Here is a 13,293-nt window from a genome sequence, read left to right on the forward strand (position 1 = left end):
TCAGGCGCTGATCAGTTGCTGGTAGGCGGCTTCGTCGAGCAGCGCGGCGAACTGGCCGGCGTCGCTGGGGCGCATGCGGAAGAACCAGCCGCCGTTCTGCGCGTCTTCGTTGACCAGCTCCGGGGTGCCTTCGAGGGTGGTGTTCACTTCCACCACTTCGCCGTCCAGCGGCATGAGGATGTTGCTCGCCGCTTTCACCGATTCCACGGTCGACACTTCGTGGCCGGCGCTGTAGGTGCCCGGCTCGGGCAGTTGCACGAAGACCACGTCGCCGAGGGCTTCCTGGGCATGGTGGGTGATGCCGACAGTGATCAGGCCATCGGCATCCAGACGCAGCCATTCGTGTTCGACGGTAAAGCGCACTTGGCTCATGGGAACTCCTCGGGGGTCAGACTCGCCGCTTCTTCGGGCGGCCTTTGGGATGGGCTCGTGTCGGGTAACGAGCGGTGTCGAGGAGGAAAGAGCAAGGCGGATGCCAGTTTTATCTTCTATTTATAAATCAATAAGTTAGTCGTTATTGAGGGTGATCTGGATGATGTTTCTGTATTGAATTCGATACGACTTGTCGTGATCTGCCTCCAACGCCCGGCAGACAAGCCGCGCCGGGCGTGGTGGGGATGCTTTTGTATGGAAAACGATACGATGTATTTAAAACAATACGATTGCGCTCAAGGCCCGTCCTTGAGCGCTTGGCGCGGGCTCAGGCCTTGCCGGGAATGCCGTACTTGCGCAGGCGGGTGGCGATGGCACTGTGGGAGGTGCTCAGGCGCGCGGCCAGTTGCCGGGTGGAGGGGTAGCTGCCGTAGAGGCGGCTGAGCAGGTCCTTCTCGAAGCCTTCGACGGCTTCCTCCAGGCTGCCGATCTCGCCACTGGCCAGGGGCGCCACGGCGGTAGCGATGTCCAGGTCGTGGATCTCCACCAGCGTGCCCTCGCACACGGCGGCGGCGCGGAAGATCACGTTCTGCAACTGGCGCACGTTGCCCGGCCAGCGGTTGCCGAGCAGTGCGGGGAAGGCACTGGCGGCCAGCCGGCACGGCGGGCGCTGGATCTGCGTGCAGGCCTGCTGCATGAAGTGCCGCGCCAACTGAAGAATGTCCTGGCCGCGCTCGCGCAGCGGCGGCACTTCCAGGTTGAGCACGTTGAGGCGGTAGAACAGGTCCTCGCGGAAGCTGCCTTCGCCGACCATCTTCTCCAGGTCGCGGTGGGTGGCGCTGAGGATGCGCACGTCGACCTTCACCTCGCGGTCGCCGCCGATACGGCGGAAGCAGCCGTCGCTGAGGAAGCGCAGCAGCTTGGCCTGCAGGTAGGGGGACATCTCGCCGATCTCGTCGAGGAACACCGTGCCCTGGTGGGCCAGTTCCAGCAGGCCGGGCTTGCCGCCGCGCTGGGCGCCGGTGAAGGAGCCGGGGGCGTAGCCGAACAGCTCGCTCTCGGCCAGGCTTTCCGGCAATGCAGCGCAGTTCAGCGCGAGGAACGGCTGGGCGCTGCGCGCGCTGGCGGCGTGGCAGGCACGGGCGACCAGTTCCTTGCCGGTGCCGGTTTCGCCGTGGATCAGCAGCGGTGCGTCCAGTGCGGCCACGCGCATGGCGCGGGCCTTGAGGGCGCGCACCGGCTGCGAGTCGCCGATCAGCGCATCGAAGCCTTCGGCGTGGTCGTGGTGCAGCGCGGCCAGGCGGCCGCCGATGCGGTTCGGCGGATAGAGGGTGAGCAGGGCGCCGGTGAGGTTGTCGTTCTCGTGGATCGGCACGGCGTCGAGCAGCAGCGCCTGGCCGCGCAGGGTGACTTCGCCCAGCGGCAGGCGGAAGCCCTGTTCAACCAGGGTGGCGGCCAGCGCCGGGTCGTCGAACAGCTCTGACAGCAGGCGGCCCTCCGGCGGCTGCTCGCAGAATTGCAGCAGCGCCGGGTTGGCCAGCAGCACGCGGCCTTCCGTGTCGACCGCCAGCACCGGGTCGCTCATCGCTTCCAGCAGCGCGTCCAGCTGCAGGCTGCGGCGCTGTCCGGGGAGGATGTCGACCACGGTCACCGCTTCCACCCCGCGCACCTGCAGCAGCGCGCCGCGCAATTCGTCGAGTACCGTGAAGCTGAGCGCCGGGGCGTCGATGTAGACGTTTGGCGGCACCATCTCGACGGCGTCGAGGTTGAGGTTGCGGCCGACCAGCAGGGCCAGGACTTCCTGGGTGATGCCGACGCGGTCGATGAAGCTGACGTGGATGCGCATTTAGGGGCCTGCGAAAAAACTGAATCGGGTGTGGGGTCAGGCGTGGCCGCTCTGGCGCGAGGAGGCCGCCAGGTCTTCGAGGAAGGCGCGCAGGATCGGCGGTGGCGCCACGCCCCGGCGGGTGATGGCGTCGAACGGCGACATCAGGTTCAGCGCGCTGGCGCCCAGGCGGCGCATCTCGCCGGTCTTCACCCACTGTTCGGCGAAGTGTGCCGGAAGAAAGCCGATGTAGGCACCGGAAATGATCAGGATCGCCGCCGCCTCGATGTTCTCCACCGTGGCCGCCGCCTTGCTCACGCCCAGCTGTTCCAGATCGTACTGCTGCATGTAGCCGCGCGCGACGATACGGCTGGCGCGGACCTCCTCCAGCAGGCGGCCGTTCTTCTCCTGGCTGGCGAACAGCGGGTGGCGGCGGCCGCAGTACAGGCCCAGGGCTTCCTGGTACAGCGGCAGGTAGGAGAGCCCCGGCACGCGCAGCGGAAAGTGCCCGATGGCCAGGTGCAGTCGGCCGTCCAGCACGCGCTCCTCCAGTTCCGCCGGGGCGCCGATGTAGACGTTCAGGTGGGCATCGTGGCCGCGCGAGACGAAGCGCTGGGTGGTGCGCGGCAGCGGCGAGTCGGGGTCGGTCAGGGTGGAGTCGATGATGCCGAGGTTGAGCTTGCCGCTGATGTGCTGCTTGAGCACGTCGGCGTCCATGCAGAAGCCCTCCACGGCGGACAGCAGGCGCTGGGTGGCCTCGTGGATGGCGACGCCCTGTTCGGTGAGGCGGAAGCCGCTGCGTCCGCGCTGGCAGAGCTTGACCCCCAGGCGCGTCTCCAGGTGTGTCATCTGCTCGCTGATGGTCGACTGGCCTGCGTTGAGCGCGGCCTGGGCGGCGGAAAAGCCGCCGCAGCGGACGATGGTGGCGAACACCCTGAGGAGTTTCAGGTCGACGTCGTGCAACTGGATCACGCAGGCCTCCTGTCCGGTTTCACATCGCAGAAGCTGATATGAGCCCTGGATCGAATTGTTTTTGCCAAGGTAAACCGGCGCCCCGGCGCGGCGCAACGCCAGGCGCCGCTGCCGTATCGCCGGAATATTGCTGTAACACGCGCCCGGTGCTGGCTTCGGTGAGCGTAAAGACAGGCCGAAAGCACCGCCGTAGAGGGGCGCGCACGGGCGCGGGGAATAGGGAAGGGGTGTTGCGAATACTTCGGGATAGCCGATGTGAGTATCTGAACTTGCGCATTTTTCCATCCCCCGTCCGCGTCCATAGTCGATCCAAGGGCGCTCCCCGCCGCCCCACCTCCTCAACAGAACAAGAAATGGAGAAGCACGACCATGGCAAAGCACGGTTACGAGTCCGGCCGCCTGAACCTGCCCTTTGTCGGGCACTGCACGTTCGCCAAGTCGCCCATCTGCACCGACTGGAACGCCATCGATGCCGACGTCGCCATCCTCGGCGCACCGAACGACATGGGCACCCAGTGGCGCTCCGGCGCCCGCTTCGGACCGCGCGGCATCCGCGAGGCATCCACGCTGTTCTCCTTCGGCCACTCCGGCGCCTATGACCACGAAGACGACGCCACCTATCTGACCGAGGACCAGGTGCGCATGGTGGACGTGGGCGACGCCGACATCGTGCACACCGACATGGAAACCAGTAACGCCAACATCGAATCCGCCGTGCGGCAGATCCTCGCGTCCGGCGCCATGCCGGTGGTGCTGGGTGGCGACCACTCGATCCACGCGCCGGTGATCAAGGCCTTCGAAGGGCGCGGGCCGATCCACATCGTGCACTTCGACGCGCACCTTGACTTCGTCGACGAGCGCCACGGCGTGCGCTTCGGCCACGGCAACCCGCTGCGCCGCGCCTCGGAGATGGACCATATCGTCGGCATGACCCAGATGGGCATCCGCAACGTGTCCTCGTCCAACCGCGCCGACTACGACGCCGCCCGCGACGCCGGCTCGCAGATCCTCTCGGTGCGCGATGTACGCCGCCTGGGCTGCGACGCAGTGGTGGACATGATCCCGCAGGACCGCAACTACTACATCACCATCGACATCGATGGCTTCGACCCGTCCATCGCGCCGGGCACCGGCACCCCCAGCCACGGCGGCTTCCAGTACTACGAGGTGCTGGAAATCATCCAGGCACTGGCCAAGCGCAGCCACGGCCGCATCGTCGGCATGGACCTGGTGGAAGTCGCGCCGGCCTATGACCCCGCCGGTGTCACCTCGATCCTCGCCGCGCAGCTGCTGATGAACAGCATCGGCTTCATCTTCCACGCCCGCGCCCAGGCTCGCTGAGCCCGGCCCACTGCCCTGCAACCGGCGGGCGAGAGTGCCCGCCCCGCAACGAGGACATCCGAGTGGACACCAAGGTCAAAGAGTATCTGCAGCGCTACGGCATCTCCGAAGCCACCCAGCGCTTCCTCTCCAAGCCGCAGAAAATGTTCATCGCCGGCGCCTGGGTAGACGCCAGCGACGGCGCCACGGCCCAGGTCATCGAGCCCTCCACCGAGGCCGCGCTGACCCGCATCCCCATGGGCACCGCGGCCGACCTGGAGCGCGCCGTGCAGGCCGCCCGCGCGCAGTTCGACGGCGGCGCCTGGAGCCAGCTCAAGCCGCTGGAGCGCGAGCGCCTGCTGCATCGCCTGGCCGACCTGATCGAGGCCAACGGCGATGAGCTGGCCGAGATCGAATCGGTCGACATGGGCAAGTCGGTGGCCCAGGCGCGGGCCGTGGACATCCAGGGCACCATCGACACCTTCCGCTACTTCGCCGGCTGGGCCAGCAAGATTCACGGCCGCACTGTCGAACCGTCGCTGCCGGGCAACTACGTGGCCTACACCCGCAAGGAGCCGGTGGGCGTGGTCGGCGTCATCGTGCCGTGGAACTTCCCGCTGCAGACCATGGCCTGGAAGCTCGGCGCGGCGCTGGCGGTCGGCTGCACCGTGGTGGTCAAGCCGGCGGAGCTGACTTCGCTGTCGGCGCTGCGTTTCGCCGAGCTGGTGCAGGAAGCCGGGATTCCCGATGGCGTGGTGAACATCGTCAGCGGTCGCGGCAGCGTGGTCGGCGCGGCGATGGCCGAGCACCCGGGCATCGACAAACTGAGCTTCACCGGTTCCACCCCGGTCGGCTGCAACGTCGGCAAGTCGGCGATGGACCAGATGAAGCGCCTGACCCTGGAGCTGGGCGGCAAGTCGCCGGTGATCGTCTGCGCCGACGCCGACATCAAGGCCGCCGCCCAGGCGGTGGCCAACGGCGTGTTCTTCAACTCCGGGCAGGTCTGCGACGCCGGCACCCGCGCCTACGTGCAGCGCAGCGTCTATGACGAATTCCTGCGCGAGCTGGCCGACTACACCGCGAGCCTGAAGCTGGCGCCGGGGCTGGACCCTGACTGCTTCATCAGCCCTATGGTGTCCCGGCAGCAGCAGGAGCGCGTGCTGGCCTACATCCAGGCCGGCAAGGAGGAGGGCGCCGAGGTCTATTACGGCGGCGAGGCGGTCGAAGGGTCGGGCTTCTTCGTGCAGCCGACCATCTTCGCCAACTGCCGCAACGACATGCGCGTGGTCCGCGAGGAAATCTTTGGCCCGGTGCTGGTCACCGCACCCTTCGACGACGAGGAGGAGGCGCTGGCGCTGGCCAACGATTCCGAGTTCGGCCTGGCCGCGGCCCTCTACTCGAACGACCTGGGCAATGTCCATAGCCTGATCCCGCGTCTGCGTGCCGGCACCGTCTACGTCAACGCCCACAGCACCCTCGACCCGAGCATGCCCTTCGGCGGCTACAAGCAGTCCGGCTACGGCAAGGACATGGGATCGGAACAGCTGGATTACCTGCTGGAAACCAAGGCGGTGTGGATCACCTTGCCCTGATCGGGCCGCCTGGCAAATCGCCATACCGTTGATGCACGGGGCGCTGTACCTGCAGCACGCGTCGTAACAGACTCGATCTCAGGTGCAGTGCCTGCTGGTGAGACTCCATACAAGAACAATCCGGAGAGAACCATGAAAGCAGAATCGCAGTCAGCTCCCCTTGCCGAAGGCGCGCGCGGCTTGGAAATTGAAGGGCACTCCATCGATTTCATCGAGGAGCACGAGCGCACCGACAAACTGTCGACCCAGGGCCCGTTCTGGTTCGTCGGCAACTTCACCTTCTTCACCATGACCATCGGCTTCGTCGGCCCCAGCGTCGGCCTGAACGCCCTCTGGACCATGATCGCCGGCACCCTCGGCATCATGTTCGGCACCCTGTTCATGGCCTTCCACGGCTCCCAGGGCCCGCACCTGGGGCTGCCGCAGATGATCCAGTCGCGCGCGCAGTTCGGCTATCGCGGCGTGATCCTGGTGCTGTTCGCCACCCTGTTCGTCTTCGCCGGCTTCAACATCGTCAACCTGGTGCTGATGATGCAGGGGCTCAACACGCTGTTCCAGTGGGGGCCGATGCAGGTGGCCCTGGCGGTGACGGTGCCGGCGACCCTGCTGGCGATCCTCGGCCACGACTGGATGCACCGCACCTTCAAGTGGTCGCTGTTCCTCTCGCTGCCGCTCTACGGGCTGCTCTCGCTCGCCGTGCTGATGGGCTGGGTCCAGTCCGCACCGGCTCCGGCGGGCGGCACCGAGGCCGTCGCCCTGGGCTTCACCTGGGTCGGCTTCGTCGCCCAGTTCGCCGCCGGCGCCAGCTACAACATCGCCTATGCGCCCTACGTTTCGGACTACTCGCGTTACCTGCCGAAGAACACCTCCAGCGGCAAGCTGATCCTCGCGGTGTTCCTCGGCGCTTCGCTGTCCGGCGCCTGGATGATCGCCGTCGGCGGCTGGCTGGCCGAGCACCTGCACACCACCGACGTACTGGTGGCGCTCAATGCCGTGGGCGCCGGTTTCGCGCCGCAGCTGGGCACTTTGATGGTGGCGCTGACCATCCTGGCGTTCCTGCCGGTGATCGCGATGAACATCTACAGCGCCAAGCTCACCACCCTCACCGGTGTCGACTCGTTCAGGAAGATCAAGCCGACCCCCCGCGTGCGCATCTGGGCGATCCTCTTCGTGGTGGTGCTGCAATTGGGCATGGCCGTCACCATCAATGCCTCGGGCTCCGGCCTGTCGGTGCTCAACATGTACCTGGTGGTGATGCTGTACTTCCTGGTGCCCTGGACCGCCGTCAACCTCACCGACTACTTCTTCGTGCGCAAGGGCCGCTACGCCATCCCGCACTTCTTCCTGCCCAACGACAACATCTACGGCCACTGGGGCAGCCGTGGGCTGATCGCCTACCTGATCGGCTTCGTGGTGATGATCCCGTTCTTCACTATCTACAACGGCACCGACGAAGTGTTCGTCGGCCCCCTGGCGAAGATGATCGGCGGCGTCGACATGGCCTGGCTGGTCGGCCTGATCGTCTCCGGCATCGCCTACTACCTGCTGTGCCTGTCGCTTGACCTGGCGAAAGAGGAACGCCTCATCCGCGACATCGAGAGCACCACTCCGCACTTCTCCACGGGCAAGGCCTGGTAACCGACGGGCGCGTCCCCCGCGCCAGAGAGATCCGAAATGACCAACAAATACGACTACATCATCATTGGTGCGGGTTCGGCCGGCTGCGTCCTGGCCAATCGCCTGAGCGAAGACCCGCGTACCTCGGTCCTGGTCCTGGAATTCGGCGGCAGCGACCGCAGCGTGATCATCCAGATGCCCAGTGCCTTCTCCATCCCGATGAACACCAAGAAGTACAACTGGCGCTACGAAACGGCCGCCGAGAAACACCTCGACAACCGCCGCCTGCATTGCCCGCGCGGCAAGGTGCTGGGCGGCTCCTCGTCGATCAACGGGCTGGTCTACATCCGTGGCCATGCCTACGACTTCGATGAGTGGGAGTCCCTCGGCGCCAAGGGCTGGGGCTATCGCAACTGCCTGCCGTACTTCAAGCGCGCCGAGGGCTACAAGTTCGGCGGCGACGACTACCGGGGCGCCGACGGCCCGCTCTCCACCAACAACGGCAACAACATGCAGAACCCCTTGTACGGCGCCTGGGTCGAGGCCGGCGCCGAGGCGGGCTACATCAAGACCGACGACTGCAACGGCTACATGCAGGAAGGCTTCGGCGCCATGCACATGACGGTGAAGGACGGCGTTCGCTGGTCCACCGCCAACGCCTACCTGCGCCCGGCCATGGAGCGGCCGAACCTGACCGTGGTGACCCACGCCATGAGCCGGCGCATCCTCCTCGAAGGCAAGCGCGCCATCGGCGTGGAGTACGACCAGGGCGGCAAGACCCACACCGTCTACTGCAATCGCGAGGTGCTGGTCAGCTCAGGTCCCATCGGCTCGCCGCACCTGCTGCAGCGTTCCGGCATCGGGCCGGCGGCGGTGCTGCGCAAGGCCGGCATCGAAGTGCTGCACGACCTGCCCGGCGTCGGCGAGAGCCTGCAGGACCACTCGGAGATCTACATCCAGTACGCCTGCAAGGAGCCGGTGACCCTCAACGGCAGGATGGGCCTGCTGGGCAAGGCGCTGATTGGCCTGCGCTGGCTGCTGTTCAAGGATGGCCTGGGGGCGAGCAACCACTTCGAGGCCGGCGGCTTCATCCGCTCCTCCAAAGGCCTGCGCTGGCCCGACATCCAGTTCCACTTCCTGCCGGCGGCCATGCGTTATGACGGCGACAAGCCGTTCAAGGGCCACGGCTTCATGATCCTCACCGGGCCGAACAAGCCCAAGAGCCGCGGCTACGTGCGCGCCGTCTCGGCCGACCCGTACCAGCACCCGGAAATCCGCTTCAACTACCTGGAGAGCGAGGAGGACCGCGAGGGCTTCCGCCGCTGCGTGCGCCTGACCCGCGAGATCATCGGCCAGCCGGCCATGGACCGCTTCCGTGGCGAGGAACTGGCGCCCGGACCGCAGGTGCAGACCGACGAGGAGATCGACGCCTTCGTCCGCGCCAACATGGAAAGCACCATGCACCCCTGCGGCTCCTGCCGCATGGGTGAGGACGAGCTGGCGGTGGTCGATTCCGAACTGCGCGTGCGCGGCATCCAGGGCCTGCGGGTGATCGACTCGTCAGTCTTCCCCACCGAGCCCAACGGCAACCTCAACGCACCGACCATCATGCTCGCCGAGCGCGCCTCCGACCTGGTGCGCGGCCGCGAGATGCTGGCACCGGCGGACGTACCGGTGGGCGTGGTGGGTGACTGGGAGGCGCAGCAGCGCAGCCGGGCACCGGTGCGCCAGGTCAGGGCCTGAGGGGCAGGGCGAACGACGCCAGCCGTCAGGGCTGGCGTTACGTGCGGGAGGTGGCTAGGGCTGGGTGAGGTGCAGGTTGTTGTTGATGATGCCCTGCACGATTTCCACCGAGCCGTTGATGGCGAACTGAACGCCCATGCAGACGAGCAGGAAGCCCATCAAGCGGGAGATGGCGTCGATACCGGATTCGCCCGTCATCTTCATGATCCAGTCCGAGGCGCGCAGGCAGACCCACAGCGTCAGTGCCGCCGACAGGAAAATCAGTGGCGGCGCGGTCAGCAACACCCACTGCGGAAAGCTCGTGTTGTGTTTGATCGTGGCGGAGGCGCTGATGATCATCGCGATGGTGCCTGGGCCGGCCGTGCTGGGCATGGCCAGCGGGATGAAGGCAAAGCTGCTGCGTTCGGCATTGCCATCCTGCGAGGCGGAGGGGGGAAGGGGCTGGGGAAACAGCATTCTGCCGCCGATGATGCAGAGGATTCCGCCCCCGGCGATGCGCAGGCCGGGGATGGAGATATTGAAGACATCCATGATCAGTTCACCGATGTAGTAGGTGAGCATCATGATGATGAACACGTAGAAGGCGGTCAGCAGCGCCTGCCTGTTCTTTTCCTCCCGGCTGAACCCATGGGACAGGGCCAGGAACAGCGCCACCGTCGTCGGTGGGTTGATCAGGGGAAGTATTGCCAGCAGGCCGAGAACGATAGCGTCGAACAAACTGCTCATATCCGGGCGTCCTCGTAGTGTTCCGGAAGTTCTGTTCTCCGCAGGCCACGCCGCTGGCTTGTGCGAGAAGGGTTGCGAGGAAGTTTAGGCATGAATCAGGCACTGGCTACCGAAGGGCGCAGCTGAGCGACAGAATCGGATCAGTTCGATGAAATACCCGCCTTTCCCTGTGCTGGAGAGATTCTGTTCGCCAAGGCAAGCGCGAGTGGGTAGCAGCGTCTTTACTTGCCTGGAGCCGTTGATTTTCGCCGCAAGGGCGATTGGCCTGCTGACCGCCGGGTACCTTCCGTACAACGGCTTGTGCAGTCTCTGATTCAGCGAATGCATGGTGGACGGCACGTTTCGTCCGCCGCTCTGGGGAGGGTGCGATGGACAGACCTCGAGTTGGAACCTGGCAGCGGGTTCTCGACCCCGTGGACCGGGTCACCGAAGTGATCTTCGGCCTGCTGATGGCAATGACCTTCATCGGCTCGCTGAGTGTCGCCACGGCTGGCCGCGAGGAGGCCCGAACCATGCTGATCGCGGCCCTGGGCTGCAACCTGGCATGGGGCCTGGCCGATGCCGTCATCTACCTGTTGCGTACCTGGACCGAGCGCACGCGTAGCCGGACCCTCCTGGCCCGACTGGGCAGCGGCACCGACCCGCGCGAAGGTCAGGGCCTTATCGCCGAGGCCTTGCCGCCACGCATCGCCCAGGCCGCGGGGACGGACGCTCTGGAGATGCTGCGGGTTCGCCTGCTGGCCAACGCAAGCCCGGTTCGCGCACGGCTGGATCTGGATGATTTCAAGGGGGCGCTGGGCACCTTCCTGCTGGTGGTGCTGGCGACCTTCCCGTTGGTCATTCCGTTCCTGTTGATCGACCAGACCGGATTGGCCATCCGCATCTCCAACCTGGTGGCGCTGGCGATGCTCTTCCTCGCCGGTTGGGTGCTGGCCCATTACTCCGGCGGGACGCCCTGGGTGGGCGGCGGCGCGCTGGCAGTGGTGGGCACGGCCTTGCTGTTCGCGATCATCGCCCTGGGCGGCTGACAGGCTATTGCCGGGTCGAGCATGCCGCCGCGCGTGAGGCGGTCGGCAACATCTACAAGTACTACGTGGCCTGCCGGCTGGTCGGCGAGGCGAGCCAACGCCGCCAGCAGGCACATCAGTGATCGAGGCTAGTGGAAGGGGTAGATGTAGTTCAGCCAGGAGGACATGCGCAGCAGGATCTTGCGCATCACCGCCAACTCGTGGGCGTGTTCGCTATACACCGCGGCCTGGCCGAAGGAGCCGCCGGGCAGGCCGGCGCGGTACTGCTCGAAGGCAGGGTCGGTGATGTCGAGGATCACCGGCACCCGGCCGGGGGGCGGTGAGTTGCTGAAGCTGACCAGGCTGCCGCCCGGCTGGATTTCGCCTTCGCCGATCACCGGCAGCATGCGCCGGACCTTGGCCTGGAAGACCTGGCCGGGCAGGCCGTCGAAGGCGATCTCCGCCGCCTCGCCGGGCTGGATGCGCAACTGGCCGTTCTGCCGCATCCAGGCAACGTAGTAGCGCTCCTGGTCGGGGATGAACACCATGGAGGGGCGGGTTGCGAAGCGGGTTGCGCGTACACCGGGGCGCAGGAACAACTGCGAAATGATGCCGTCCGCCGGCGCTCGCACGGTGGTGCTGTCGAGGTCGTAGCGGGCGCCCATCAGCTGCGCCTCCAGATCGTTGACCCGGGCGGTGGCCTGGTCCAGGTCGCGGCGGTTGCCGACGTTGCGCTCGACCAGGGTAGCGGCGCGCTGGACGTCCGCCTTGGCCGAGACCAGTTGCGCCTCCAGCGATTTCACCTTGCTCTCGAAGGGCGTTGGGTCGAGTCGGAACAGCACCTCGCCTTTCTTCACCGAATGGTCGCGCTCGACCGGCACCTCGATGACCTGACCGCTGACGTTGGGCGAGATCGGCGTGCTGATGAAGTAGGCGCGGGTGACTTCCGAGTAGGGGTGGTTGTAGTTCATCAGGAACACCAGACAGCCGACCAGCACCACACCGCCAAGGGCGGCGGTCGGGATGGTCCACTTGTTCTTCGGAATCTTGAAGATCTTGAAGATCGCCACGCACAGGGCGGCATAGCTGAGCAGCAGCAACGTTTCCATGTCAGACGTCCCCGTGCGGCTGTTCGTGGCTGGTGCCGAGCGTGCGTTTGAGCTCCAGCAGCTCGGCCTTGAGCGCCTCCAGCTCTCCCTCGGTGGCGGGTATTGATGAACTGCTCATGCCCCAGCCGCGGTCTTCGCGGTAGAGGGTTGCCCAGATCCAGAGCAATGGCCAGATCGCATGCAGGGTGAAGAGGCTCACCCAGCCGGCGACGTGGATGGCGTCCTGGTGGGGATGCTTGCGTTCCCTGGCGATCTCGTAGGGGATGTCGTGGAGAACGATGATGCCGTAGAACAGGATCAGGGCAACGGCGATAAGGATTCCTAGCGCTACATAATTGAGCATGCGTATTTCCTTCAGCGGACTGAAACGGCTCGGTCGTCCGGCCACAGGGATTGTTCGTCGCGCAGGGCCGCCGGCGTTTTAGGGGCAGCGGAAAGGGTATGCGAACGTACTCGTCGCCCCTATAAGCATTTGACGACAGTGCTGCGTTCAGATGCGAACAAGCCCGCCCGCCAAGCTGACCTGCGGGAGTTTCACCGTGCCATGAAAAATCTCTCGCATGACTCGCGATATTCTTGAAAGCGAAGCTTCACTGAAAGAAACAGTCCTGGGCTTTTCGGCACGATGAGGCGATCACGATGAGCGACGAACAGGTGGCACCCGATACGCATGGTGTGACGGTGGAGTTGTTGGCGGCGCTCGACCTGGGCCCCGAGATCGATGGCATGGCCGGGCGGCAACTGCGGATGCGCAAGGTGACCATCGAGCCCGGCGGCGTGTTCGGGCCGCTGCACAATCATATCGACAGGCCCGGCACGGTGTTCATCCTGCAGGGCACCATCACCGACCATCGCAATGGTGTCGCCACGGACTACGGGCCGGGGTTGGGCTGGCCCGAGGACCGGAACACCACCCATTGGCTGGAGAACCGGGGCGCGGTGGCGGCGGTGGAGATTTCGGTCGATATCGTCCGGCAGGGGTGAGTTCGGGGCCGACAGCGCTGCCGGTT

At 65.8% G+C, this 13,293-nt stretch carries 12 protein-coding genes; 6 read left to right on the forward strand and 6 right to left on the reverse strand.

The annotated features are described in order from the left end of the window. The 3 genes from gcvH to ACAW63_RS18145 form a co-directional block, all read right to left on the reverse strand. Entirely contained in the window at positions 1-372 is a 372-nt protein-coding gene (gcvH, locus tag ACAW63_RS18135; RefSeq protein WP_331320162.1) for a glycine cleavage system protein GcvH, read from the reverse strand. Positions 373-700: 328 nt separating this feature from the next. After that, complete coding sequence (locus ACAW63_RS18140) at positions 701-2,218, reverse strand: sigma-54-dependent transcriptional regulator (RefSeq protein ID WP_331320161.1); 1,518 nt, start codon at positions 2,216-2,218, stop codon at positions 701-703. Positions 2,219-2,254: 36 nt separating this feature from the next. Next, positions 2,255-3,169 (reverse strand): LysR family transcriptional regulator, encoded by a 915-nt coding sequence (locus tag ACAW63_RS18145; RefSeq protein ID WP_331320160.1) that lies wholly within the window; start codon positions 3,167-3,169, stop codon positions 2,255-2,257. A 369-nt stretch (positions 3,170-3,538) separates the two neighbouring features. Here ACAW63_RS18145 and speB point away from each other — a divergent pair, with 369 nt between their 5' ends. From speB to betA, 4 genes are all read left to right on the forward strand, one after another. Then, a complete protein-coding gene (gene speB, locus ACAW63_RS18150) occupies positions 3,539-4,510 on the forward strand; it encodes an agmatinase (protein WP_331320159.1) in 972 nt (323 codons plus the stop codon). Between the two features lie 62 nt (positions 4,511-4,572). Then, positions 4,573-6,081, forward strand: coding sequence for an aldehyde dehydrogenase (locus ACAW63_RS18155; RefSeq protein ID WP_371227433.1), 1,509 nt, complete (start codon positions 4,573-4,575; stop codon positions 6,079-6,081). Between the two features lie 132 nt (positions 6,082-6,213). Further along, positions 6,214-7,719 carry a cytosine permease gene (locus ACAW63_RS18160; protein ID WP_371227435.1) on the forward strand — a complete coding sequence of 502 codons (1,506 nt, stop codon included), beginning with the start codon at positions 6,214-6,216 and terminating at the stop codon, positions 7,717-7,719. A gap of 36 nt (positions 7,720-7,755) precedes the next feature. Further along, a complete protein-coding gene (betA, locus tag ACAW63_RS18165) occupies positions 7,756-9,441 on the forward strand; it encodes a choline dehydrogenase (RefSeq protein WP_371227437.1) in 1,686 nt (561 codons plus the stop codon). A 54-nt stretch (positions 9,442-9,495) separates the two neighbouring features. On the opposite strand, the gene ACAW63_RS18170 is transcribed toward betA, so the two are convergent. Further along, on the reverse strand, positions 9,496-10,167 hold the full coding sequence (locus tag ACAW63_RS18170; protein ID WP_331320155.1) for a MarC family NAAT transporter: 672 nt from the start codon (positions 10,165-10,167) through the stop codon (positions 9,496-9,498). Positions 10,168-10,535: 368 nt separating this feature from the next. On the opposite strand from ACAW63_RS18170, the gene ACAW63_RS18175 reads away from it, so the two are divergent. Further along, the gene (locus ACAW63_RS18175; RefSeq protein ID WP_371227439.1) at positions 10,536-11,195 is read left to right on the forward strand and encodes a hypothetical protein; all 660 of its coding nucleotides are present in this window, start codon (positions 10,536-10,538) and stop codon (positions 11,193-11,195) included. A gap of 128 nt (positions 11,196-11,323) precedes the next feature. Here the strand turns inward: ACAW63_RS18175 and ACAW63_RS18180 are convergent, their stop codons facing one another. After that, on the reverse strand, positions 11,324-12,283 hold the full coding sequence (locus ACAW63_RS18180; protein ID WP_331320153.1) for a biotin/lipoyl-binding protein: 960 nt from the start codon (positions 12,281-12,283) through the stop codon (positions 11,324-11,326). Between the two features lies 1 nt (position 12,284). Continuing rightward, positions 12,285-12,626, reverse strand: a complete 342-nt coding sequence (locus tag ACAW63_RS18185) for a DUF3302 domain-containing protein (protein ID WP_331320152.1) — start codon at positions 12,624-12,626, stop codon at positions 12,285-12,287. A 296-nt stretch (positions 12,627-12,922) separates the two neighbouring features. Between ACAW63_RS18185 and ACAW63_RS18190 the strand changes: the two genes are divergently transcribed. Continuing rightward, complete coding sequence (locus ACAW63_RS18190; protein ID WP_331320151.1) at positions 12,923-13,267, forward strand: cupin domain-containing protein; 345 nt, start codon at positions 12,923-12,925, stop codon at positions 13,265-13,267. Positions 13,268-13,293 lie beyond the last annotated feature (26 nt).

The organism is Pseudomonas sp. QE6, from assembly GCF_041379005.1.
GTDB lineage: Bacteria > Pseudomonadota > Gammaproteobacteria > Pseudomonadales > Pseudomonadaceae > Pseudomonas.

Bases quoted from the DNA above. Each gene is read 5' to 3' on its own strand.
- gcvH (WP_331320162.1), bottom strand. From the start codon at position 372: ATGAGCCAAGTGCGCTTTACCGTCGAACACGAATGGCTGCGTCTGGAT.
- ACAW63_RS18140 (WP_331320161.1), bottom strand. From the start codon at position 2,218: ATGCGCATCCACGTCAGCTTCATCGACCGCGTCGGCATCACCCAGGAA.
- speB (WP_331320159.1), top strand. From the start codon at position 3,539: ATGGCAAAGCACGGTTACGAGTCCGGCCGCCTGAACCTGCCCTTTGTC.
- ACAW63_RS18160 (WP_371227435.1), top strand. From the start codon at position 6,214: ATGAAAGCAGAATCGCAGTCAGCTCCCCTTGCCGAAGGCGCGCGCGGC.
- betA (WP_371227437.1), top strand. From the start codon at position 7,756: ATGACCAACAAATACGACTACATCATCATTGGTGCGGGTTCGGCCGGC.
- ACAW63_RS18170 (WP_331320155.1), bottom strand. From the start codon at position 10,167: ATGAGCAGTTTGTTCGACGCTATCGTTCTCGGCCTGCTGGCAATACTT.
- ACAW63_RS18175 (WP_371227439.1), top strand. From the start codon at position 10,536: ATGGACAGACCTCGAGTTGGAACCTGGCAGCGGGTTCTCGACCCCGTG.
- ACAW63_RS18180 (WP_331320153.1), bottom strand. From the start codon at position 12,283: ATGGAAACGTTGCTGCTGCTCAGCTATGCCGCCCTGTGCGTGGCGATC.
- ACAW63_RS18185 (WP_331320152.1), bottom strand. From the start codon at position 12,626: ATGCTCAATTATGTAGCGCTAGGAATCCTTATCGCCGTTGCCCTGATC.
- ACAW63_RS18190 (WP_331320151.1), top strand. From the start codon at position 12,923: ATGAGCGACGAACAGGTGGCACCCGATACGCATGGTGTGACGGTGGAG.